The sequence below is a fragment of the Nitratireductor sp. PBL-C9 genome (genome assembly GCF_050877045.1).
Classification (GTDB): Bacteria; Pseudomonadota; Alphaproteobacteria; order Rhizobiales; family Rhizobiaceae; genus Nitratireductor; species Nitratireductor aquimarinus.
On sequence record NZ_JBPAXW010000002.1, the window covers coordinates 712312 to 734404 of the forward strand.

Here is a 22093-nt window from a genome sequence, read left to right on the forward strand (position 1 = left end):
TTAGGATCCATGTATAAGGACATTCTCGTTTCCATCGATCTGGGGCATGCCGAGGGGGAGGTGCGCACGCTGGAAACAGCGGTCGATTACGCCCGCACCTTCGGTAGCCGCCTGCATGTGATGACGGTCGTGCCCGATTACGGCATGTCCATCGTCGGCGGCTTCTTTCCCAAGGGGCATGAGCATGACGCGATCCAGCACGCCAATGAGGCGCTGCATGAGTTCACGAAGAAATATGTGCCCGACGAAATCAAGCATCGGCACATTGTCGGCCATGGATCGATCTATCGCGAGATCCTGCGCTATGCGGGTGAAGTGAAGGCGGATCTGATTGTGCTGTCGGCTTCGCGCCCAAGCCCGGAGGATTACCTCATCGGGCCGAATGCCGCGCGCGTTGTGCGGCACGCATCCATTTCCGTTCTGGTGGTGCGCTAGCGTTTTTTGCGCAATTGCCGAGCCGGTAATCGAACTCAAAAAAACGGCCGTGCTTCCTGAGGGAGCGCGGCCGTTTTTTGTGTCTGCCTGTCTTGCAGGGATCAGCGTTTCTTCCCGTCTTTCGCGTTGTTCGGCGGATCGTCCGGGCTGTCGTCATCATCGAACAGGATGCGTTCCGCTGCTCCGTCGAGGTCTTCGTACTGGCCGCTCTTGAGCGACCAGAGGAAGGCGGCAAGGCCGACTGCGCCAAGGAAGAGGGCAATCGGAATGAGAATGACGAGATTGGTCATGCCGCAGCCTCGGCTAGGGGCGCGTTGTGGCCCTGTGTCGGGGCCTTGGCTTCCGTCGGTCCGACAAGACGCCTGTCGGTGCGCAGGCGCAGCGCATTGCCGATGACGATCAGCGACGACAGCGACATGGCGACCGCCGCCACGAGTGGCGTGACATAGCCAAGCACGGCGATCGGAACGGCCAGCAGGTTGTAGATGATGGCCAGGCCGAAATTCTGGCGGATCAGGCGGCCGGCGCGGCGCGATACGTCGCGGGCGAGCGGCACGGCCAGCATGTTGTCGCGCAGGAACACGAAATCGGCGGCGTTGCGGCCAATGTCGGCTGCCGTGGCCGGAGCCATGGAGACGTGTGCCGCGGCAAGTGCCGGCGCATCGTTCAGCCCGTCGCCAACCATCAGAACCTTGCGGCCTTCGGCTGCGAGCGCGCGCATCCGGTCAAGCTTCTCACCGGGCAGGACGCCCGCCTGAAAACGCTCGACGCCGAGTTTCTCGGCAATGTCGCGGACCTGTTCTTCGCTGTCGCCGGAGATGATCTCGATGCTGACGCCATTCTTCTGGAGGAAGGCGACGGCCTTCTTCGCGTCGGGCCGCAGCCGGTCTTCGAAACGGAAGGCGGCCAGCTCTTCGCCATTGCGCGAAAGGACGGTGCCGCCGGCGTCATTCTCATGCGCATCTTCGCGGCCAAGCGACCAGCCCGCGCGGCCAAGTCGCCAGACGGTGTCGCCGGAGCGCGCCTCGATGCCAAGGCCCGGCACCTCCTCGACACTGTCGAAGGCGGTGGTTGCGCGGGCCGAACCCGCAGCGCGCAGAATGGCGCGGGAGAAGGGGTGGCGCGAGTGGGAGGCCACGGAGGCGGCGATGGCGAGAACCTGCGGGTCGATGTCTGCCAGATTGCGCAATTCGGGAATACCGAGCGTGAGTGTGCCGGTCTTGTCGAACACGGCGGTGTCGATCTGGGCGAAGCGCTCCATGGCCGCGCCGTCCTTCACCATGATGCCGTTTTCAAACAGCCGGCGGGCGGCGACGACCTGAACGATCGGCACGGCAAGGCCAAGCGCACAGGGGCAGGTGATGATGAGAACGGCAATGGCGATGGTGATTGCGCGATGCCAGTCGCCGCTGGCCGCCATCCAGCCCAGAAAGGTGATGAAGGCGGTGGCGTGGACCACCGGCGAGTACAGTGCAGAGGCGCGGTCTGCCAGCCGGCGATAATGCGCGCGGCCACCTTCGGCCGCCTCCATGAGGCGCATCATTTCGGCAAGGAAGGAGGTGTCGGCGGTGGCGGTCGATTCCATCACCAGCGGCTGGGTGAGGTTGAGCATGCCGGCGCGCACATCCGAGCCGGGCTTGACCGGCTGGGGCGCGCTTTCGCCGGTGGCCATGGAGCAATCCAGCTCCGAAGCGCCGGTCATGACCACGCCGTCGACGGGAATGCGTTCACCAGCGGCGACGACCAGCTTCATGCCGGGTGTGACTTCCTGCAGCGGAAGATAATCGCGACCGCCATCCTCGGCGACGACCAGCGCGCCGCGTGGAGCAAGGCGGGCAAGCCCCTTCACGGCGGTGCGGGCGCGTTCGCGCATCACGTGGTCGAGCGTGCGTCCGATCAGAAGGAAGAAGAGGAGCGAGACCGAGGCATCGAAATAGGCGTGCTGGCCGCTGTTGATGGTCTCGTAGATGCTGAGCCCGTAGGCAAGCGATACGCCGAGCGCGATGGGCACATCCATGTTCATGCGCCCGTGGCGCAGCGCGTTCCAGGCGGAGCTGTAGAAGATGCCGCCGGCAAAGACGAGCGCGGGCAGGGCGATCAGCGCGGAGAGCCAGTGAAAGAGATCGCGCGTGCTGTCTTCCGCGCCGGACCAGACCGACACGGACAGAAGCATGATGTTGCTGGCGGCAAAGCCGGAGATCGCCACGGCGCGGATCAGCTGCGACAGGACGGGGTCCTTGCCGGATTCGACGCTGTCGAACAGGTGGGCGGCGTAGCCCAGCCTGTTCAGCGTATCGATGATGGGCGGCAGTTCGCCATCGCGCCATTTCACGCTGACGCGCTTGGTGGAGAGATTGACGCGCGCGCCGACAACGCCGTCAAGCTTGCCGAGCGCGCTCTCGATTGTCTGAATGCAAGCACCGCAATGGACGCCGGGCACGGAAAGATCCGTTTGCTTCACGCCTTCGCCGACGGTGCGGCTGGCGAGAAGGATTTCTTCCGAACGCGGCCCGGCATCGCGGGCCTGTTCCGCTTCCAGCGCCATTTCGGTGCCGGGGGCGCAACAGCTCATCTCAGTGCTCCGTCCTTGATGACGATGCGACGCACGTCGCGATAGGGATGGTCGAGACCGGCTTCGGCGGTGATGCTGACGACCCAGGTGCCGTCACCGGGACCATGGTCGACGCCGAAAGCGCCATCGGGGCGGCGCTCAAGCTCGAGCGTCGTGTCTTCGTCCGCCGTCACGGGACGGTGCATGATCAGCTTGACGCCGTCGAGCGGGATCAGGCTGCCGCTGGCATCGGTCAGGCGATAGGTGATCGCGCCGTCCTCAACGATGAGGTCGCCGTTCCAGCCGAGTGCGGCCTGCGCGCGGCCCTCTGCTGCACGCTCGTTGAAGGTCTGGCTCGCCACATAGCTGTTCTTGACGATAAGGCCGGTCCAGCTCGAATTGGCGTAGAAGGCCATGGTCAGGTTCACCGCGATGATGACGCCGAAGAAAGCGATCATGATGGCGAGCATGTGCCACCCGGTGAAGACTTTCTGCTTTTGTGCGCTGCTCATCGTGAGGCCTCCGGAATGTTGAAGCTGGCCCGGTAAACGTCGCTCTCGAAGCTGGCCTTGTCTTCAACAACAAAGCTGAACCTTTCGCCGGCCTCGTCGAGACGGTCCGCAGGCAGGGTGACGAAAATGCGCACTTCACGCAAGCGATCCGGCTCCACGGGCACGGAGGCCGAGCGGCCTTCCGCCTGATCGAGGCCGACCACGTTCATTGTAGCACCCGGCAGGCCGTCGAGCGACAGCACGATTACACGCGGTTCCGGGATCATGTTCAGGAGCTTGACCGTGTAGCCGTTGCGCACGGAGCCGTCGGACAGAAGCACATATTGCGGATTGCGGTCGTGCAGAACGTTCACTTCCAGCCGGTCACGGGTCAGGAGGGCGTAGAGCATGGCGAGACCGACCAGCGACCACGCGCCGAAATAGACGAAGGTGCGCGGGCGGAAAATCTTCTTCCAGCGGAAATGCGCGACCTTGTCGGTCAGGCGACCGTTTTCGTTGCGCACGCGGTCGGGGTTGATCGCGTCGGCGCCGCCGGCGGTGGCGAGCGCCATGTTGGCATTGTAGTCGGAAAGGGTCGCATAGGAGATGAGACCACGGTCGCGACCCAGCTTGTCCATCACGCCGTCGCAGGCGTCGATGCACAGCGCGCAGGTGATGCACTCGAGCTGCTGGCCGTCGCGAATGTCGATGCCCATCGGGCAGACCGCCACACAGGCGTTACAGTCGACGCAGTCGCCAACGGTCTGACCGGCTGCCGCAGCCTTCTTCGCATGGCGGGTGCGGGGTTCGCCGCGCCAGTCATTGTAGGTGACGGTCAGCGAGTTTTCGTCGAGCATGGCCGCCTGAATGCGCGGCCACGGGCACATATAGGTGCAGACCTGTTCGCGCATCAGGCCGCCGAACACATAGGTGGTGGCGGTCAGAACGGCGATGGTGATGTAGGCGACGGGGGCCGCCTTACCGGTCACGAGGTCGATGAGCAGGGCCGGGGCGTCGGCGAAGTAGAACACCCAGGCACCGCCTGTCGCCACCGCGATCAGAAGCCATATCAGGTGCTTGGAAAAGCGCTTGCCGAGCTTGTTGACCGACATGGGCGCGCCATCAAGCTTGATGCGCGCATTGCGGTCGCCCTCAATGGCGCGCTCCACCACGAGGAAGAGGTCGACCCAGACCGTCTGCGGGCAGGTGTAGCCGCACCATGCGCGTCCCACCGTGGAGGTGATCAGGAAGAGCCCGATGCCAGCCATGACGAGCAGGCCCGCGACATAGAAGAATTCCTGCGGCCAGATCTCAATGAAGAAGAAGTAGAAGCGCCTATTGGCCAGATCCACGAGCACGGCCTGATCGGGTGCGTAGGGGCCGCGATCCCAGCGAATCCAGGGCGTCAGGTAATAGATGCCCAGCGTGACCAGCATGATCAGCCACTTGAACCGCCGGAACTGCCCGGAGGCGCGCTTGGGGAAAATCTTCTTGCGCGCGGCGTAAAGCGATTGCCGCTTGCCGGCGGAGTTTACAGCTTCGGCATCAAGTCGTTCGACGTCGTTGCTGGCTGCATTGTTCGTAACAAGGGTCATTCGGCGGCTCGCAGACTGCTCGGTATTGAAATTTCTAGTCTCTCAGGGTGCACCAGTGCATTGATCCCGATCAAAGCCCTTTTTGCGCGCAGGGAAAGTCGACGTTACGTCGCTGCGACAAAAAACCCGGCCAGATGGCCGGGTTTTTGCTTTCCGTATGGCGCTGCGGCTACTGGCCGCCACCAAGGGAGTAGACGTAGACGGACAGTTGCTTGACCGTCGGATCGCCAAGGCGGGCCTGCCAGGCTGGCATGACGCCGTGCTTCGGCTGACGCACCTGCGCGGCGATTTCCCGCTCGCTGGAACCGTAGAGCCAGATCGCATCGGCCAGGTTCGGCGCACCGAAGGTGATGTCGCCCTGGCCATTGTCGCCGTGGCAGGAAGCGCAGTTGTCGGCGAAGACCTGTGCACCGGCCTCGGCCAGCGCCGGGTCGGACGGCGTTCCGGTGAAGGACACCACATGGGCGGCCACCTGACGGATCTCGTCAGCGCTCAGGATGTCGCCGAAGGCCGGCATTTCGCCGAAGCGGGTGTCATCGTCGCCAGCAAAGCGCACGCCGTGCGCGATGGTCTGGTGGATCGATTCGATGTCTCCGCCCCAAAGCCAGTCATCGTCATTGAGGTTCGGATAACCGGCAGAACCCTGCGCGCCCGAGCCATGGCACTGCGAGCAGTTGACCTTGAACGCGGCGTCGCCTGCTGCGGTCGCAAAGCGGCGCAGCGTCTCGTCGGCGAGAATCTCTTCAAGCGACTTGTCGGCGATGGCCTGACGCAGATCGGCCTGCTGTGCAGAGACCACGTCCATGGTGGTGGAGAACTCGCTGCGGCTGGAATAGCCCAGAACGCCCTGGGTGGCGGAGCTGACCAGCGGCCATGCCGGGTAGGCGACGGTGTAGCCGATCGCCCACACGATGGTGGCGTAAAAGGTCCAGACCCACCAGCGGGGCATGGGGTTGTCGAGTTCCTTGATGCCGTCCCACTCATGGCCGGTGGTCGAGACGCCGGAAACCTCGTCGATATCTTTCTTCTCACTCATCTCAATCGTCCTTAAGCGGGATGCGTGCGGCTTCTTCGGCGCTCTTCTTGCTTCCGGGACGGAAGGCGAAGATGACCACGCCGATGAAGAAGACGGTCATGGCCAGTAGGCCCCAGCTATCTGCGAACTGTCGGAGCGCTGTATAGGCTTCCATGATTTATCCTCCTCACCGATATCCGGCCGTTTCGTCGTAGGTTGAGAAATCAACCAGCGTGCCGAGCATCTGCAGATAGGCGATCAGCGCATCCATCTCCGTCAGCGCGTTGGGGTTTCCGTCGAAGTCACCCAGAACGGCCTTGGGATAGCGTTCTTCGAGCCCGGACGTATCCGCATTCGGATCAGCCTGGGCGCGAATGTCCGCATTGGCGTTGAGCACCATTTCTTCCGTGTAGGGCACACCCACGCGCTGATTGGCGATGAGCTCGGTCGAGAAATCGTTGATCTCGAGCGGGGTGTCCTTGAGGAAGGCGTAGCTCGGCATGATCGATTCCGGCACCACGGAGCGCGGCTCGATCAGATGGTCGACGTGCCACTCGTTGGAGTAGCGGCCACCCACACGGGCCAGATCCGGGCCCGTGCGCTTCGATCCCCACTGGAAGGAGTGATCGTACATCGATTCCGCCGCCAGGCTGTAATGGCCGTAACGCTCCACCTCGTCGCGGAACGGACGGATCATCTGGCTGTGACAGGTGTAGCACCCTTCACGGACATAGATGTTGCGTCCGGCCAGCTCCAGCGGCGAGTAAGGGCGCATGCCCTCCACCTTCTCGATCGTGTTCTCAAGATAGAAGAGAGGCACGATCTCGACGATGCCGCCGACGGTAACCACGAGGAACGATCCCACCAGGAGCAGTGTGGCGTTCTTTTCGATGATCTTGTGTTTGTCCAGCAATGCCATCGTGTGGGCTCCTTAACCGGCGTTTTGAATGGTGGCTGCGGGCTGTACGACAGTGCCGCCGATCGGCTCTTCCTCGCGCTGGTGGCCGAGGATGGTCATGGCCAGGTTGTAGGCCATGACGATGCCACCGAGCAGGAAGAGCACGCCGCCAAGTGCGCGCAGCACGTAGTAGGGGTGCATTGCAGCCACGGTTTCGGCGAAGGAGTAGACCAGGAAGCCCTGAGAGTCGTACTCGCGCCACATCAGACCCTGCTGGATGCCGGAGACCCACATCACGGCCGCATAGACCACGATGCCGAGGGTGGCGAGCCAGAAGTGCCAGGTGACGAGCCGCAGCGAGTAGAGACGCTCGCGGTGCCACAGCTTCGGAACCAGATAGTAGAGTGCGCCGAAGGTGATCATGCCGACCCAGCCGAGCGCACCGGAATGCACGTGACCGATGGTCCAGTCAGTGTAGTGCGACAGCGAGTTGACGGCCTTGATGGACATCAGCGGACCTTCGAAGGTGGACATGCCGTAGAAGGCAACGGCCAGAACCATCATGCGGATGATCGGGTCGGTGCGCAGCTTGTCCCATGCGCCCGAAAGCGTCATCAGACCGTTGATCATGCCACCCCAGGACGGCATCCACAGCATGATCGAGAAGACCATGCCCAGCGTCTGCGCCCAGTCGGGCAGGGCGGTGTAGTGCAGGTGGTGCGGACCGGCCCAGATGTACAGGAAGATCAGCGCCCAGAAGTGAATGATCGACAGACGGTAGGAGTAAACCGGACGGTCGGCCTGCTTCGGAATGAAGTAGTACATCATGCCGAGGAAGCCGGCGGTCAGGAAGAAGCCCACCGCGTTGTGGCCGTACCACCACTGGGTCAGTGCGTCCTGAACACCAGCAAAGAGCGAGTAGCTCTTGGAACCGAAGGGCGAAACGGGAACAGCAAGGTTGTTCACGATGTGCAGCATCGCGATGGTCACGATGAAGGACAGGTAGAACCAGTTGGCCACATAGATATGTGGCTCCTTGCGCCTCATGATCGTGCCGAAGAAGACGATGAAATACGCCACCCAGACAATGGTGAGGAACAGGTCCACATACCATTCCGGCTCGGCGTATTCACGGCTCTGGGTGATGCCCAGAAGATAGCCGGTTGCCGCCATGACGATGAAGAGCTGATAGCCCCAGAACACGAACCAGGCCAGGTTGCCGCCAAAGAGGCGCGCCCGGCTCGTACGCTGCACCACGTAGAACGAGGTGGCGATCAGCGCGTTGCCGCCGAAGGCGAAGATAACGGCCGAGGTGTGCAGCGGCCGGGTGCGGCCGAAGTTGAACCACGGTTCGATGTTCAAATCCGGGTAGGCAAGCTGGAGCGCCACGATGACGCCAACCAGAAAGCCGACAACGCCCCAGAATGTCGTTGCGATGACGCCGTACCGTATCGGACCGTCCATATAGCCGTCGGTGTCGGCCTTGAGCGGTATCGATGCCGCGCCCTCGGGCGCAAAGCTGGTGTTGCGCATCAACACGATCGCCGATCCCAGCAGGACAAAGAACAGAACCCACATATGGGCCTGAAAAGCTGAATCCTGCGCCAGACCCGCAGCGGCCAGAGCTGCAAAAGCAGCCAGGCCGACCAATACGATCTCGGTGCCAAATCTCATTGCTGTTTCCCCAATCCAGAAAAGCTCGCGGGAATCCGTTCCCCGATTCCCACATTCAACGCATCTCTTAACGGGAACCGAACTGCCTTGATCTGCGTCAAAGCTGCGCGCCCCCAGCCATGAAAAACAGTTTCCGTTCATTATGAGGGATGGTCAACATGCAGCGCGCAGGCGAACAGATCACCGGGACAGTGCCGGCAACCCGTTATTCAGAAGCGGTTCCGCGCTATACGAGCTATCCGACGGCCCCGCATTTCCATGCAGGAATCGGCGCAGAAACCTTCCGTGGATGGCTGCAACAGACGGGCAGCAGCGACGACGTGTCGCTCTATGTACACATCCCTTTTTGTGATCGGCTGTGCTGGTTCTGCGCCTGCCACACGAAAATGACCCGCCGTTACGAGCCGGTCGCGGCGTTTCTGGACGCGCTCCTTAGTGAAATAAAGACTGTGGGAAACGTGCTGGATGGCAATGGGCGCATCCGCGCGCTCCATTTCGGCGGCGGCTCGCCCACCATGCTCCGGCCCGAAGACGTGCTGCGGCTGGGCGCGGCGCTGAAAGACGCCTTCAACTTCGCCGATGATGCGGAGATCAGTGTCGAACTCGATCCCAACGATATGGACGATGCGCGGTTCGACGCGTTTGCGGCCATCGGCATGACGCGCGCCAGCCTTGGCGTGCAGGATTTCGACCCGAAGGTGCAGACGGCCATCAATCGCGAGCAGACCTTTGAACAGACCAGGGGCGTTGTGGATGGCGTTCGCGCGCGCGGCGTGCATTCGGTCAATCTGGACCTGCTCTACGGCCTGCCGCACCAGACGCTTGAAAGCGTGGCCGATACGATCAGGCAGGCGCTGACGCTTTCGCCGGATCGCATCGCGCTTTTCGGCTATGCGCATGTGCCCTGGTTCAAGAAGCACCAGACGATGATCGACGAGGCGTTTCTTCCGGGGCCGGAAGAGCGCTTTGCGCAGCAGCAGGAAACGGCGCGCATCATCCGCGAGGCCGGATATGAGGTGATCGGGCTCGATCATTTCGCAAAGCCGGATGATCCGCTGGCGGTGGCTGCGCGGGAAGGGCGGCTGTTCCGCAATTTTCAGGGCTATACGGAAGATGCCTGCCGGACGCTGATCGGGCTCGGGCCTTCATCGGTGTCGCGCCTGCCGCAGGGCTATGCGCAGAACACGCCGGCGACTGCGAATTACGAGCGCATCGTCAGCGAAGGCGGTCTGGCCACGGCGCGGGGCATCGCGCTCAGCGACGAGGATCAGGCGCGGGCCTGGGTGATCGAGCGGCTCATGTGCGACTTCGCCTTTTCGGGCGAAGAGGCGATCCGGCTATTCGGCGAATGCGGGCGGCGGATCGTGAGCGAGGCGCGTCAGGCGGATGAAGAGGCCGGACTGGTGGAAGATGGCGGCACCTTCAGCCTGCGCGACGAGGCGCGGCCGCTGGTGCGTTCGACGGCTGCGCTGTTCGACCAGTATCTGAAGCGTGGCGGCGCGCGCCACTCTGCTGCCGTGTGACCGACGCGCGGCTTGTTGCGTCAGCGCAATGAACCGTGGCCCGAAGGCCTCTATCCTGCGTGTCGAAGCCATCGAGCTGAATGCCTGAGTGGAGGATGTTTCGGTCTGGAGGAGGCGACGATGCGACAGACGCATTTGCGTGCCGGGATGACGCTTGAGGAGATCATGGCGCACTGGCCGGACACGGTCGCGGTGATGCTGCGCCATCACATGCTGTGCGTGGGGTGCCCGATCACTGCGTTTCATTCGGTGAGCGACGCCTGCCAGGAACATGGCATCGACGAAAAGGCGTTCACGCGTGAGCTGGAACTGGCAATCACGGAGGGCTGACGGGTCCTGACCCTAGCTCTCCTTGCGGGCCTCGGCTTTCAGGAGCAGGCGGTGCGGGCTGATCACCACGACACGCTTGCGGCCACCGCGAACGATGCCGTCCTTCTCCCATGCCTGAAGGACGCGGCTGACCGTGTGCAGCGTCGCGCCGGTCATCTCCGCGATGTCCTGCCGGGTGATCGGAAAATCGATCTCCACCCCTTCGGCGGTCTTGCGTCCGGTCTGCTTGACGAGGCGCAGGAGAGCATGGGCCACCCGTTGCTCGACCTGCTCGGTCGACATTTCGACAACGCGCGTGTGCGCGTCCTGCAGACGGCCGCCGACGGTCTTGTAGGTGTTCGCGCCAAGCGAGGGGAAGCGTGCGGTCAGTTCGTCCCATTTCGCGTTGGGCCAGGCGAGCGCCACGCATTCTGCTGCGGCGACTGCGGACGCCGGATAGGTGCTGCGGCCAAGGGCGGCTGCGATGCCGAACAGTTCGCCGACGCTGATATAGCGCACGATCACCTGTTGCCCCTCGGGCGTTGAGCGAACCACGCGAATGTGGCCATCGAGCAGGACGTAAAACGATTCCGCTTCATCGCCCTGGGCGAAGACTGTCGCGCCTTCGGAAAAGCGCAGGGGCTGGGCATAGCCCAGAAGCGTCTCCAGCTCCCGGCGCTCCAGCCCCGAAAAGCTCGGCAGATCGGCAATCAGCGAAGGGTCGAGGCCCGGCATTTGCAACTCCGCGTTCAAAATCGCGCTTTTTTTAGACCGTCTTTGCGCTAGCGCAAATTCTCGCGGCGCGAAAGCCGCTAGAAAAACACTCAGAGAGCCACCCAAAAGGATATCCAACGGCTCTTCATGAGATGCTGCTGCGACAACCAGCGGCGGTGCGCACCGGCCAGTCCGGTAGCGTCGACGCAGCAGCCGGCCGGACGGAATGGGGGAAGCATCCGTCCGGCCCTACCTTTTCAGGAGTTGGCGATGGCTGTACCGAGATTGCGGGCCTATGAGGGGCCGGCGGTGTTGTCCTATGGGTTTCGACCCTTCTTCCTTCTGGGTGCAGCCTATTCGGGCCTCTCCATTCTCGCCTGGTTGCCCATCTATATGGGGCTTCTTGAAACGCGCAGCCTTTTCCTGCCGGTCGACTGGCATGTGCACGAGATGCTGTTCGGCTTTCTGGCGGCTGTCGTCGCCGGCTTTCTGCTCACGGCCATTCCCAACTGGACCGGGCGGCTGCCCGTGCAGGGAACGCCGCTCGCGGTTCTGGTCGCGCTGTGGATCGCGGGGCGGGTGGCCATCTATTATTCCGCATCGCTTGGATGGTGGGAGGCCGCCATCATCGACAATGCGTTTCTCGTGGCGCTGACGCTGGCGGCTGTGCGCGAAATCGTTGCCGGCCGCAACTGGCGCAATCTCAAGGTGCTGATGCCGCTCGCGGTTCTTCTGCTCGCCAACATCCTGTTTCATGTCGAGGTGCAGACGGCCGGGATCTCCGATGTGAGCCGCCGGCTTGGCCTTGGCGCGGCCATTGTCCTGATCATGATCATCGGCGGGCGCATCATTCCGAGCTTCACCCGCAACTGGCTGGTGCGCGAAAATCCCGGGCGTCTGCCCGTGCCGTTCGGGCAATATGACGTCGCGTCGCTCGTCGTTTCAACGGCGGCGCTTACCCTGTGGGTGTTTCTGCCCGAGGCGCTGCTGACGGGCGTTCTGCTTGCAATCGCCGCAGTCTCGCAGGCCGTGCGCCTGACGCGCTGGGCCGGTGAGCGCACCGTGCGGGACGCGCTGGTGCTCATGCTGCACATCGCCTATGCCTTCGTGCCCTTCGGTCTCGGGCTGCTGGCGCTCTCGGCGCTGTTGCCCGAGAGCGTGCCGCAGGCCGCCGGGTTTCATGCGCTCGGCGGCGGCGCCATTGGCGCGATGACGCTGGCGGTCATGATGCGCGCGACGCTGGGGCACACCGGGCGCATGCTGAAGGCCGGACTGGCGGGAGGCGTGATCTTCGGTGCTGTCTGCGTGGCCGCAATCGTGCGCGTCTGGGCTGCTTTCGAGCCGGGACTGGCCTGGGTTCACATTTCCGGAACGGCCTGGATGATCGCGTTTCTCGGGTTTGCGCTGCTCTACAGCCCGGCGCTGCTCAGGGCGAGGCGTTCGTCCTGAGGCTCTTCCTCAAGGCGTGTCATTTTATCGAAGAGAACTGCGTTCGGGCAGAAGGACGGCGGCTGGCGTTTTGTTTCTCCGGCAGTTGCCGCCAGCCAGCCCTGACAGGAATCGGCATTGCGGCAGCGGGCGCAGGTGCGAACGGCCGAGGCGAGCGTCAGGCCAAGGCGATCGGCAGCGAGCCGCTGCAAATCCACATCGCAGCGGTCCATCATCTTGCCCATCAATTTGGCATGCGTTTCAATTTTCTGGGACAAGCGTTTCATTTCCGACTCCAAACATTAATCGGAGACTATCACCCGTTACGATACAGTGCGCTTTGCGCTGGATCAAACAGTTGGCAATTGTGCCATGGCCGAGGCTTGCAGTGACACGCACGTGCGGAAATAATGCGCACCACAAACGAACCCGTTGCGGAAGGGGCAATCTTGGGTCACGATTTCGATATTGCTGAACCGGCGCGCCGCACCGGGGTGCCGGGCTATGTCGTTGCCATGGGCGGCAGTCTGATCCTTCTGGCCGCCCGCCTGTGGATGGGGCCGGCGTTCAGCGGCATCTGGATCATCTTCCTTGCATCGCTCACGGCGCTTTACGCCGCGATCCTTGGCGGGCGTGTTGCCGGAATTGTCGCAGTGGCGCTGGTTGCCGGAGCCGTGGCGCTGGTCGGCGTCGTGGACACGCTGCCGCTCTCGCTTCCCGTGTTTGCCGCGCTCATCGCCTTTCTTATCCTTATCGCCCATGTGGGCGCTGCCTATTTCAACGCCGAAGATGCGGGAAAGCTGGTGCGCCAGCAGCTTGCGGCGCGCGACGCGCATCTGAACTCCATTCTCGACACGGTTCCAGACGCCACCGTGGTCATCGACCACAAGGGAACGATGGTGTCGTTCAACCGCGCTGCAGTGCGCCAGTTCGGCTATACGGAAGACGAGGCGCGCGGCAACAATGTGAAGATGCTGATGCCCGAGCCCTATCGCGGGCAGCATGACGGCTATATCGAGCGCTACAAGACCACGGGTGAACGCCGCATCATCGGCATCGACCGCGTGGTCGTCGGTCAGCGCAAGGATGGCTCCACCTTTCCCATGAAGCTCGCTGTTGGCGAGATGAAGAGTGGCGGGCGCACCTTCTTCACCGGTTTCATCCGTGACCTGACCGAGCGTGCGGAAACCGAAGCGCAGATGGAAGAGGTGCAGGCGGAACTGGCGCGTCTTGCCCGCCTCAACGAGCTGGGGGAAATGGCCTCGACCCTGGCGCATGAACTCAATCAGCCGCTTTCGGCCGTCTCCAACTATGTGCAGGGCTGCAAGCGGCTCCTGAACGATCTGGATGACCCCGTGGCCGAGCGCATGCGCGATGCGCTGGAAGAGACGGCGCGGCAGTCGCTTCATGCCGGACAGATCATCCGTCATCTGCGTGAATTCGTCTCGCGTGGTGAGAGCGAGAAGCACCCGGAAGACCTGCAAAAACTGGTCGAGGAGGCCGCCGCACTCGCCCTGATGGGCTCACGCGAGCTCGGCGTGCACACCGTCTTCGAGTTCGAAGCCGGGCTTGGCAGGGTTTTCGTGGACCGGGTGCAGATACAGCAGATCTTGATCAATCTCATGCGCAATGCCATGGAGGCGATGCGCGAGAGTGACGGTCGCGAGCTCAAGGTGACCGTGGCTTTCAACGAGGAAGGCGATGCCATAGACATTGACGTGTCCGATACGGGAACGGGAGTTCCCGAGGAGATCGCCGAGAACCTTTTCAAGCCGTTTGTCTCATCCAAGAGGGGCGGCATGGGCGTGGGGCTTGCGATCTCAAAGCGGATTGCCGAGGCCCATGGCGGCATGTTGAAACTGATCGTGAGTTCGGGCGAGGGGACGACATTCCGTTTCACGCTGCCCGCAATGGAAGAGCAGGAATTGCAGAATGCCTGATGATGTGGTGATCCATATCGTTGATGATGAAGAGCCGGTGCGCAAATCGCTGGCTTTTCTGCTCACCATGTCCGGGCATGTGGCGCGGGTGCATGAATCGGCAACGGCCTTTCTCAAGGTTGCGCCCGGGCTGCAGAGTGCCTGCCTGATCACCGATCTGAGAATGCCAGACATGAGCGGCGTCGAGCTTCTGCAGCGGCTGAACGAGCACGGCGCCATGCTGCCGGCCATCGTCATCACCGGCCATGGCGACGTGCCGATGGCGGTCGAGGCGATGAAGGCGGGCGCGCTGGACTTCATCGAAAAGCCGTTCTCCGACGACACGCTCATGGAGGCGCTTTCCCGCGCGATCTGCGAACTCGACAAGCGGCCGCCCGCCGCCGCCGATGCGGCGCTGGTGCGGGGACGGGTGGAGCAGCTTTCGGAGCGCGAACAGCAGGTGATGCGCCGGATCGTGGCGGGCATGCCCAACAAGACGATCGCCTTTGAACTCGATATTTCCCCGCGCACGGTCGAGGTTCACCGGGCCAATGTGATGTCCAAGATGCAGGCCAGAAACCTGCCGGAACTGGTTCGCATGGTCCTGCAGGCCGGTGATCCGGTCGACTGATTTCGCCTTTCACTGGGCGTTTTGATCCAACGCAAAGCACGATGGCGACCGACGGCAGAGATTGTACACTGCCGCGGTGACTGATTTGCGTTGCCCGGCAGTGAGGAGATGCCGGGATGTGCATGCAATGATTCTCGTGGTGGCGCCCGATTCAGCCTTTCGATTGTCACTGCGATTCATGCTTGAATCGGAGGGGTACGACGTTGTCGTGCCGCGCAATCTGGAAGAGGTTGAACGGCTGCGCCGCACGGCTGCCTGCACGATTGTGGATCATGAAGTCCTTGCCGACATGAAGGTGCCGCTTGAACGGCTGCTTGGCGGGGCCGGGCCACTCGTTCTTCTGGCCGATACGCTGGATGAGATGCCGCAGGCCGGGCACATAAGAACCATAGAAAAACCGCTCCTTGGGAGCGCCGTCGTCAACGCGGTTCACGACCTTCTGGAGCAGGCCCGGCATCGCGATCTGAGAGGCGCTACGTAGAATCCCGTAGGGACAAAACCGAATTTCGCGCGTGCGGGCATTGCGGCAGTAATGGAGCATCCAAACGACGGAGGCACCCATGTTTGCACAGGCCGCAACCGCACACGCACCGACAGCTCCTTTCCGGGGGCATCAGCGTCTTGCCGAGGCGCGCCCGGCGCCTGCGTCGTTTTCTCCCGACCAGCCGCACCAGATTGCCTTCTTCGAGGCCAATGAAGAGGTCTATGCGCAGGGCGAGCGCGCCAATGCGCTCTATCAGGTCGAGTTCGGTGCGGTTCGCCTCTATCGCCTCCTGTCGGACGGTCGCCGTCAGATCAGCGCCTTCCATGTGGCGGGCGAAGTGTTCGGTTTCGAAGCCGACGGCCATCATCATTTCTTTGCTGAAGCCGTTGGCCCGGCTGGCATTCGCGTGTTCCGTCAGCCTGCCAATGAAGGCAACTGGCGCCAGACGCTGGACGCCGCTCTGGGTGCGCTCGTTCGTGCGCAGGAGCATCTTCTGGTGATTGGCCGGCAGAACGCCGCCGAACGCGTCGCCGCCTTCCTTCTCGACATGATGGAGCGTCAGGACAATGCCCGCGAGGTGCAGCTTCCCATGTCACGCACCGATATTGGCGATTATCTGGGCCTGACCATCGAAACGGTTTCGCGCACTTTCTCGAAGTTCAAGAGCAAGGGCCTCGTCCGCCTGGCCAACACGCGCACGGTGGAAGTGGTCGACGAAGCCGCCCTCAGGGCCATGTGCGCCTGAGGCGGCGGGGCCTGGAATTCTGGAAACCCAATTCTGATTAGTTATGCGGGGGCTGCAAAAAGTTCACTGCGCTTTAGGCAAAAAGCTGCGCGCCTTTCGACGCGCAGCTTTTGCATTTTCTCTTCAAGTCTCACCAGTTGAACAAACTTGCAGCTGGCTCCGTTTCGTTCGAAACGACGAGGCAGAAGCCCGGCAATTACGGGGTAATTGCCGAGATGATGTGTTCCTGCGTGTCCCGCTCCAGATAGGGGTGCATGGGCAGGCTGAGCACGCGCTTTGCTACGTCTTCACTCACTTTCAGGCCAGCCGGGTCCTGCGGGAACGCGCTATATGCCGTCTGCTGGTGCAGAGGCAGCGGGTAGTAGACCGCGGTGGGGACACCCGCTTCCTTTGCACGCGCCTGCAGCGGAGCCCGGTCAGCCTCGGACGCCAGAAGCAATGTGTACTGGGCCCAGACGCTGACGAGGCCTTCCGGAACGACCGGAACCGCGTAGTGTGCGGACAGGGCTTCATTATAGGTCTTCGCTACCACCTGACGCTTCTCGATCTCTTCTGCGTAGAGAGCAAGCTTCTCAATCAGGATGGCTGCCTGAATGGTGTCCAGACGGCTGTTCAAGCCGATGCGCTCATTGTCGTATTTGTGCGATCCCTTGCCGTGGACGCGGTACGACTCGATCAGGGATGCGACTTCATCATTGTCGGTGAAGACTGCGCCGCCGTCTCCGTAACATCCGAGCGGTTTTGCCGGGAAGAAGGACGTGGTGGTGACGTCGGCGATCGAACCGGTCATCCGGCCCTTGTACATGCCGCCGAAACCCTGCGCGCTGTCGCCGATGACGTACATGTCGTTTTCGCGGGCAATCGCCATGATTGCATCGTAATCGGCGGGAAGGCCAAACAGATCGACGGGGATCACGCAGGCTGGCCTGAGACCTTCGGAGCGCGCGTGGAGGATTGCACGCTTCAGGCTTTCAGGGTCCATGTTGAAGGTGTCGGGAAGACAGTCGACGAACACCGGCGTCGCGTTAACATAGGGCACCACCTCAGCGGTCGCAGCAAATGTGAAAGACGGCACGAACACAGCATCGTTGGGGCCAATCTTCAGCGCCATAAGGGCAAGCTGAAGGGCGTCCGTTCCGTTGGCACAGGAAAGGCAGTGTTTTGCGCCGGAGAACTGGGCCAGCTGGCTCTCAAGTTCTTTTACCTGAGGGCCCATGATGTAGGCACCTTCATCCAGAACGCGCGCGATAGCGCTTTCGAGGCGTGTACGAATCCGGGCCTGCTGTGCCGGAAGATCGATAAATGCTATGGACATGCTCTGTGAGGTCTCCAAAAGCGGGGTTTTACGTCTGCCCACCGCAGCGACGCTGGGTGAAGGCGCGTGGTTCGGATGCGTGCGTGTTTAGACCGCGAATATGACACCAGCAAGCGCGCGTTCGCGGTAGCACTGACTTATTTGCAGAGATCGACTAACGAGAGGGAAAGACGGCTGATCCATTGATTCCCGAAGTGTTGCCCCACAAACCTTCAGGAAAGGCGAAGAAGATGCCGGTATCAGTGGATGGTTGCGCGGAAGAGGTCGGTTTCCTGGCATGAAACTCTGGTACTTGAATCACTATGCAGGCGGCCCCGGTATTGGAAAGTTCATGCGCGCCTTTCATCTGGCAAAGGCGTGGGCCGAAGAAGGGCACGAGACAACCGTTTTCGTGGCCGCATATCATCACCAGTTGGAAACGCCAGAGCCTCTTCCTTCAGACAAGAGAGTTGATGGGGTTAGATATGTGGGTCTGCGGGCGCGGCGCTACAGTGGGAATGGTGTAGGCCGCGTTCTGAATATGGCGGACTATTGTGTCTCGGCCTTCCGCCTTCGAGCACGGTCCGACCTGGCTGCGCCGGATGTTGTGATCGTATCATCACCTCATCCCTTCGCAATCTTTCCTGGTTGGTGGCTGGCGCGCCGTTACAAGGCGAAGCTGGTTTTCGAGATCCGGGATCTCTGGCCGCTCTCCGTCGTTGAAATCAACGGAACAAGCCCTTGGCACCCCTTCGTTCTGTTGTGTGGCGTGACAGAGCGTTTCGCCTACAGGGTCTCGGACCTTGTGGGGACGTTGCTGGCGGGCGCGCGCGAACATGTGAAGCAGGTGGTTCGAAAACCACCGCCCTGTGTTTACGTGCCGAATGGAGCCAACCCCGGAGCCGGCGAGGCGAAAGCGCCGTCCAGTGTTTCAGGTGTGGCTGCGCGTGCGCAGTTGGAAACCTGGCGGAAGGAGGGGCGTCTCATCCTGATTCATCCCGGCGCGCAGGGCATTCCAAACGCGCTAGACCGTCTGCTGAATGCGGTATCCGTCTTGAATGGGGATGGAAATGCCGGGAAAATTGGCGTTCTGCTTGTCGGTGAGGGCGGGGCCACAGAGGCGCTCAAGCGACAGTCCGATGATCTGCAGCTGAGCAACGTCGCATTCTTCCCGACGGTGCCGTATCACGAGGCCATGTGGCTGATACAGAATTCCGACGTCGGGTATGCAGGCGCACGGAACATTCCGGGCGTTTATCGATACGGGATCAGCTTCAACAAGATCATGGATTTCATGCAGGCAGGCCTGCCGATAATCCTGCCTTTGAAAGCCTCTCATGACCCGGTGTCGGAAGCAGGATGCGGGATTGTAACGGGGAGCGACCAACCGTCCGATATCGCCCGTTCCATCATGTCGCTTGAGACTGCGACCGCAGAAGAACGGGCGGAGATCGGACAGCGAGGCCGTGCCTATGCCGCCGAGGTGCATGACTATGGCCGGATCGCCCGGAACTACCTTGAAGCAATCCAGGGCGCCGACAGGAGCACGCGGTAGTCTGAGCTGGTTTGCTCAGGGGGCCATGATGAGGTTGCCCTCATCGTTGACCATGTAGCGCTCACCCGTTCTCGGGCAGGTCAGCGTATCGTCGAGAATTTCTCCCGAGCGCGAAACCCAACCGATACGGCGCGCCGGCACACCGGCAACAAGCGCATGTGGCTGAACGGATTTCGTGACAACGGCTCCTGCCGCCACAAGGCAGTATTCGCCCAGCTCGTTGCCACAGACGATGGTGGCATTTGCGCCGATGGTTGCGCCACGCTTTACGATTGTTGCGCGAAATTCATCTTTTCGCTCAACCGATGCGCGCGGATTGATCACGTTCGTGAAGACGCAGGACGGACCACAAAAAACATCGTCCTCGAGATGGATGCCCTTGTAGAGCGAGACGTTGTTCTGGATCTTGCAATTGTCGCCGACCGAGACGTCGGGTCCGATCATCACATTCTGGCCGATTGAGCAGGATTCCCCGATACGGGTTCCTGAGAGAATGTGGCTGAAATGCCAGATCTTGGTTCCTTCGCCGAGCGAAACGCCGTCGTCGACATAGGAGCTTTCATGTACAAATGCTTCCTTGCTCATTGCTCTGAACCTACAAACTTCTGGTGTGCCAGGTTTTCCTGAAGTGCTGCTTCGGCCTTTGCCAGAACCCGCAGCACACGCAGTCCTTCTTCGCCATCCGTGGTTGGAGTGGCGTTGTTTGCGATGCAGTCCGCGAAGTGCTGACACTCGTTCTTCAGCGGTTCGGCGCGATCGACCTGCACATATTCGACCTCGGCTTTTTCCGGAACAGGCACTGACCCGCTCCTGTCAAAACCGTGCCGGTAGAGCCTGAGTTTTTCTTCCCAAACCGGATGACTGTCTTCGAACACGAGCATGGCTTTTTCGCCGATGACGGTCAGGCGCTGTTCCTTGAACGGATGCATCCAGCAGGTCTGCACATGTGCGCTTCCACCGCCGGGAAAGTGCATCTGTGCCGTCACCATATCGGCGACGCCCTCGGTGAATGACACATTGCCCTGTGCCGATACATGAGATGGTTCTTCATCGAAAAGGCCAAGAAGCATCGAGAGATCGTGTGGCGCAAAGGACCAGAGCACATTCTCTTCCGTACGGAATTTGCCCAGAGACATGCGGTTGGAATAGGCGTAGAGCACGCGACCGAGTTCGCCTTTCTCCACCATTTCGCGCAGCTTCACATAGATCGGATGGTACTGCAGAAGGTGCCCGACCATCAGGATGCGCTCTTTCTCTTCAGCCAGAGCGCAGAGTTTCTCCGCATCAGCCGTTTTAAGAGCGAGCGGCTTTTCCACGAATACGTGTTTGCCAGCCTTCAGCGCCGCAGCGGCATGGGCAAAATGCATCTCCGCAGGCGAGGCGATGGAAACCCCGTCGATGTCCGGTGCGGCAAGAACCTCATCCAGTGAAGCGGCCGTCACGCCAAGCGCCTCGGCAGCCTTCTCCGCTGCTGCGGGATTGGGGTCTACCACGGCCTTGAGGTGGCCAAGTTCGGCCAGGTTGCGGGCAATGTTCTTGCCCCAGTAACCGTAGCCTACGTGGGCGATCGATGGCATGAAATCTCCTGTAAGTCCTGAGTGAAAAGGCCGTTGCCATTTGTAAAAAAAAGCGCGGCGTGATTGCGCTGCTATGATTGGAAGCTATAGCTCAACAACCCATCCTGTGCAGCCCGGTTTACGCGCACCCATTGAGGGTTTCGTAGAGACCGAGCAGCTTTTTCTCTTCCCTTTTCCAATTGTAGAGTTCTTCCACGGCCTTGCGGCCGTTGGCGCCAAGGCGGCGTGCCTCATCCGGGGCGCCTGCCAGTCTGTCGATGGCGCCGGCGATCTGATCGGGGGAAAGCGGGTCGACGCAAATCCCGCAATCGTTCGCATCCATGATCTCGCGCCAAAGAGGGAAATTCGATGCAATGACCGGTATCCCAGCGGCCATATATTCAAACATCTTGACCGGCAATGAGCGCTGGTAGCTTGGCGTGGGGTGCAGCGTGACGAGACCTGCAAGAGATCTGGCCAGCAGGCTCTCGATTTCGCAGCGATCGAGAAAGCCCAACAGGTTGACGCGCTCCCATCCCGGGAGCCCGGCCGCTTCGGAGCGAATGTCGTCGGGGAAATGTCCCGCGATGTTCAGGACCGCTGCGGATCCTGTCAGCTCGAAGGCTCGGACAATTTCGATGGTGCCACGGGTTCTGCTGATGCTGCCGACATAGGAGATCGCGGCATTCTGTGCTGCATCACCGTCCGGCCCCCTGAATTCTTCGATGATCGGGAAATTGTTGACGTCTACGGCCTCTATCCCCGCATTCTTCAGTTTTCCGGCGATGTGCGGGGTCGCCGCGATCACGCCATTCATTCTGCGACACAGAAGCTCGAGTGTGACACGCGTCGCCGCCGCGAGCGGCTTGCGCAAACTGCTGTTTATGTAGGGCTTGTCGAGGATCTGGTCAGGAAGGTCCTCGTGAGCGTCGTAGACGACCTTGCCTCTGCGCCGGAGTCCGAGAGAGAAGGGCAGCAGCTCAGGGTCATGCAGGTGGTAGACATCGCAGTCGAGTTCTGAAGCGCGTCTGATGACCTGTCGGGCGGAACCGAGAACACGGCTGACACGGCCGGAAGACGCGCCGACATCGTGGATGCGAATGTCGCCATGGACTTCTGGTCCCAACCCATCGGCCACGACCAGCGATACATCATGGCCGTGGGCTGCCAAGCTCTTGCATTGTTTCCAGAAGATACGCGTATCACGGCGCGGGTGGACAGACGTAAGATGTGCGATTTTCATCGTTTGGTCTCTGCCGGCCCGATGAACGAGCCG

23 protein-coding genes are annotated in these 22093 nt (G+C 61.5%); 9 read left to right on the forward strand and 14 right to left on the reverse strand.

Going from position 1 to position 22093, the window contains the following annotated elements:
- Positions 1 to 9 precede the first annotated feature (9 nt).
- Entirely contained in the window at positions 10 to 435 is a 426-nt protein-coding gene (locus tag ACRTG1_RS07210; protein WP_206544749.1) for a universal stress protein, read from the forward strand.
- 101 nt (positions 436 to 536) lie between these two features.
- On the opposite strand, the gene ccoS is transcribed toward ACRTG1_RS07210, so the two are convergent.
- From ccoS to ccoN, 8 genes are all read right to left on the reverse strand, one after another.
- Positions 537 to 725, reverse strand: coding sequence for a cbb3-type cytochrome oxidase assembly protein CcoS (ccoS, locus tag ACRTG1_RS07215; protein ID WP_206993822.1), 189 nt, complete (start codon positions 723 to 725; stop codon positions 537 to 539).
- The gene (locus ACRTG1_RS07220; RefSeq protein WP_432515982.1) at positions 722 to 3007 is read right to left on the reverse strand and encodes a cation-translocating P-type ATPase; all 2286 of its coding nucleotides are present in this window, start codon (positions 3005 to 3007) and stop codon (positions 722 to 724) included. The genes ccoS and ACRTG1_RS07220 overlap by 4 nt, the downstream gene beginning before the upstream one ends.
- Complete coding sequence (locus ACRTG1_RS07225; RefSeq protein WP_113154368.1) at positions 3004 to 3498, reverse strand: FixH family protein; 495 nt, start codon at positions 3496 to 3498, stop codon at positions 3004 to 3006. The genes ACRTG1_RS07220 and ACRTG1_RS07225 overlap by 4 nt, the downstream gene beginning before the upstream one ends.
- A complete protein-coding gene (ccoG, locus tag ACRTG1_RS07230; RefSeq protein WP_113154369.1) occupies positions 3495 to 5072 on the reverse strand; it encodes a cytochrome c oxidase accessory protein CcoG in 1578 nt (525 codons plus the stop codon). Before ccoG ends, ACRTG1_RS07225 begins: the two co-directional genes overlap by 4 nt.
- Positions 5073 to 5241: 169 nt before the next feature.
- A complete protein-coding gene (gene ccoP, locus ACRTG1_RS07235; protein WP_206544753.1) occupies positions 5242 to 6108 on the reverse strand; it encodes a cytochrome-c oxidase, cbb3-type subunit III in 867 nt (288 codons plus the stop codon).
- Between the two features lies 1 nt (position 6109).
- Entirely contained in the window at positions 6110 to 6262 is a 153-nt protein-coding gene (locus tag ACRTG1_RS07240; RefSeq protein WP_113154371.1) for a cbb3-type cytochrome c oxidase subunit 3, read from the reverse strand.
- A gap of 12 nt (positions 6263 to 6274) precedes the next feature.
- The gene (ccoO, locus tag ACRTG1_RS07245) at positions 6275 to 7006 is read right to left on the reverse strand and encodes a cytochrome-c oxidase, cbb3-type subunit II (protein ID WP_113154372.1); all 732 of its coding nucleotides are present in this window, start codon (positions 7004 to 7006) and stop codon (positions 6275 to 6277) included.
- A gap of 12 nt (positions 7007 to 7018) precedes the next feature.
- Entirely contained in the window at positions 7019 to 8659 is a 1641-nt protein-coding gene (ccoN, locus tag ACRTG1_RS07250) for a cytochrome-c oxidase, cbb3-type subunit I (RefSeq protein ID WP_113154373.1), read from the reverse strand.
- Positions 8660 to 8817: 158 nt separating this feature from the next.
- Between ccoN and hemN the strand changes: the two genes are divergently transcribed.
- Together hemN and ACRTG1_RS07260 are read left to right on the forward strand one after the other, a co-directional pair.
- On the forward strand, positions 8818 to 10182 hold the full coding sequence (gene hemN / locus ACRTG1_RS07255; RefSeq protein WP_206554367.1) for an oxygen-independent coproporphyrinogen III oxidase: 1365 nt from the start codon (positions 8818 to 8820) through the stop codon (positions 10180 to 10182).
- A gap of 120 nt (positions 10183 to 10302) precedes the next feature.
- Positions 10303 to 10512 (forward strand): DUF1858 domain-containing protein, encoded by a 210-nt coding sequence (locus tag ACRTG1_RS07260; protein ID WP_432515983.1) that lies wholly within the window; start codon positions 10303 to 10305, stop codon positions 10510 to 10512.
- Positions 10513 to 10524: 12 nt separating this feature from the next.
- Here ACRTG1_RS07260 and ACRTG1_RS07265 read toward each other — a convergent pair whose 3' ends face one another.
- The gene (locus ACRTG1_RS07265) at positions 10525 to 11226 is read right to left on the reverse strand and encodes a Crp/Fnr family transcriptional regulator (RefSeq protein WP_113154375.1); all 702 of its coding nucleotides are present in this window, start codon (positions 11224 to 11226) and stop codon (positions 10525 to 10527) included.
- Positions 11227 to 11475: 249 nt separating this feature from the next.
- Here ACRTG1_RS07265 and ACRTG1_RS07270 point away from each other — a divergent pair, with 249 nt between their 5' ends.
- The gene (locus ACRTG1_RS07270) at positions 11476 to 12654 is read left to right on the forward strand and encodes an NnrS family protein (protein WP_299938995.1); all 1179 of its coding nucleotides are present in this window, start codon (positions 11476 to 11478) and stop codon (positions 12652 to 12654) included.
- Here ACRTG1_RS07270 and ACRTG1_RS07275 read toward each other — a convergent pair.
- Positions 12615 to 12932, reverse strand: a complete 318-nt coding sequence (locus ACRTG1_RS07275) for a DUF6455 family protein (RefSeq protein ID WP_206544758.1) — start codon at positions 12930 to 12932, stop codon at positions 12615 to 12617. The two genes, ACRTG1_RS07270 and ACRTG1_RS07275, sit on opposite strands and share 40 nt — an antisense overlap.
- Before the next feature lie 216 nt (positions 12933 to 13148).
- On the opposite strand from ACRTG1_RS07275, the gene ACRTG1_RS07280 reads away from it, so the two are divergent.
- The 4 genes from ACRTG1_RS07280 (at position 13149) to ACRTG1_RS07295 (ending at position 16412) form a co-directional block, all read left to right on the forward strand.
- On the forward strand, positions 13149 to 14573 hold the full coding sequence (locus tag ACRTG1_RS07280; RefSeq protein WP_390881194.1) for a PAS domain-containing sensor histidine kinase: 1425 nt from the start codon (positions 13149 to 13151) through the stop codon (positions 14571 to 14573).
- Positions 14566 to 15183 (forward strand): response regulator FixJ, encoded by a 618-nt coding sequence (gene fixJ / locus ACRTG1_RS07285; protein ID WP_432515984.1) that lies wholly within the window; start codon positions 14566 to 14568, stop codon positions 15181 to 15183. The genes ACRTG1_RS07280 and fixJ overlap by 8 nt, the downstream gene beginning before the upstream one ends.
- Positions 15184 to 15361: 178 nt before the next feature.
- Positions 15362 to 15664, forward strand: coding sequence for a hypothetical protein (locus ACRTG1_RS07290; protein ID WP_222473822.1), 303 nt, complete (start codon positions 15362 to 15364; stop codon positions 15662 to 15664).
- Between the two features lie 79 nt (positions 15665 to 15743).
- Positions 15744 to 16412 carry a helix-turn-helix domain-containing protein gene (locus tag ACRTG1_RS07295; RefSeq protein WP_113154379.1) on the forward strand — a complete coding sequence of 223 codons (669 nt, stop codon included), beginning with the start codon at positions 15744 to 15746 and terminating at the stop codon, positions 16410 to 16412.
- Positions 16413 to 16608: 196 nt separating this feature from the next.
- Here the strand turns inward: ACRTG1_RS07295 and ACRTG1_RS07300 are convergent, their stop codons facing one another.
- Positions 16609 to 17727, reverse strand: a complete 1119-nt coding sequence (locus ACRTG1_RS07300; RefSeq protein WP_432515985.1) for a DegT/DnrJ/EryC1/StrS family aminotransferase — start codon at positions 17725 to 17727, stop codon at positions 16609 to 16611.
- Positions 17728 to 18004: 277 nt separating this feature from the next.
- On the opposite strand from ACRTG1_RS07300, the gene ACRTG1_RS07305 reads away from it, so the two are divergent.
- Entirely contained in the window at positions 18005 to 19261 is a 1257-nt protein-coding gene (locus ACRTG1_RS07305) for a glycosyltransferase family 4 protein (RefSeq protein ID WP_432515986.1), read from the forward strand.
- Between the two features lie 15 nt (positions 19262 to 19276).
- Here the strand turns inward: ACRTG1_RS07305 and ACRTG1_RS07310 are convergent, their stop codons facing one another.
- From ACRTG1_RS07310 to ACRTG1_RS07320, 3 genes are all read right to left on the reverse strand, one after another.
- Entirely contained in the window at positions 19277 to 19846 is a 570-nt protein-coding gene (locus tag ACRTG1_RS07310) for an acyltransferase (protein WP_297558355.1), read from the reverse strand.
- A complete protein-coding gene (locus ACRTG1_RS07315; protein ID WP_432515987.1) occupies positions 19843 to 20838 on the reverse strand; it encodes a Gfo/Idh/MocA family protein in 996 nt (331 codons plus the stop codon). The genes ACRTG1_RS07310 and ACRTG1_RS07315 overlap by 4 nt, the downstream gene beginning before the upstream one ends.
- 118 nt (positions 20839 to 20956) lie before the next feature.
- Positions 20957 to 22060 (reverse strand): glycosyltransferase family 4 protein, encoded by a 1104-nt coding sequence (locus tag ACRTG1_RS07320; RefSeq protein ID WP_432515988.1) that lies wholly within the window; start codon positions 22058 to 22060, stop codon positions 20957 to 20959.
- Between the last annotated feature and the right edge of the window lie 33 nt (positions 22061 to 22093).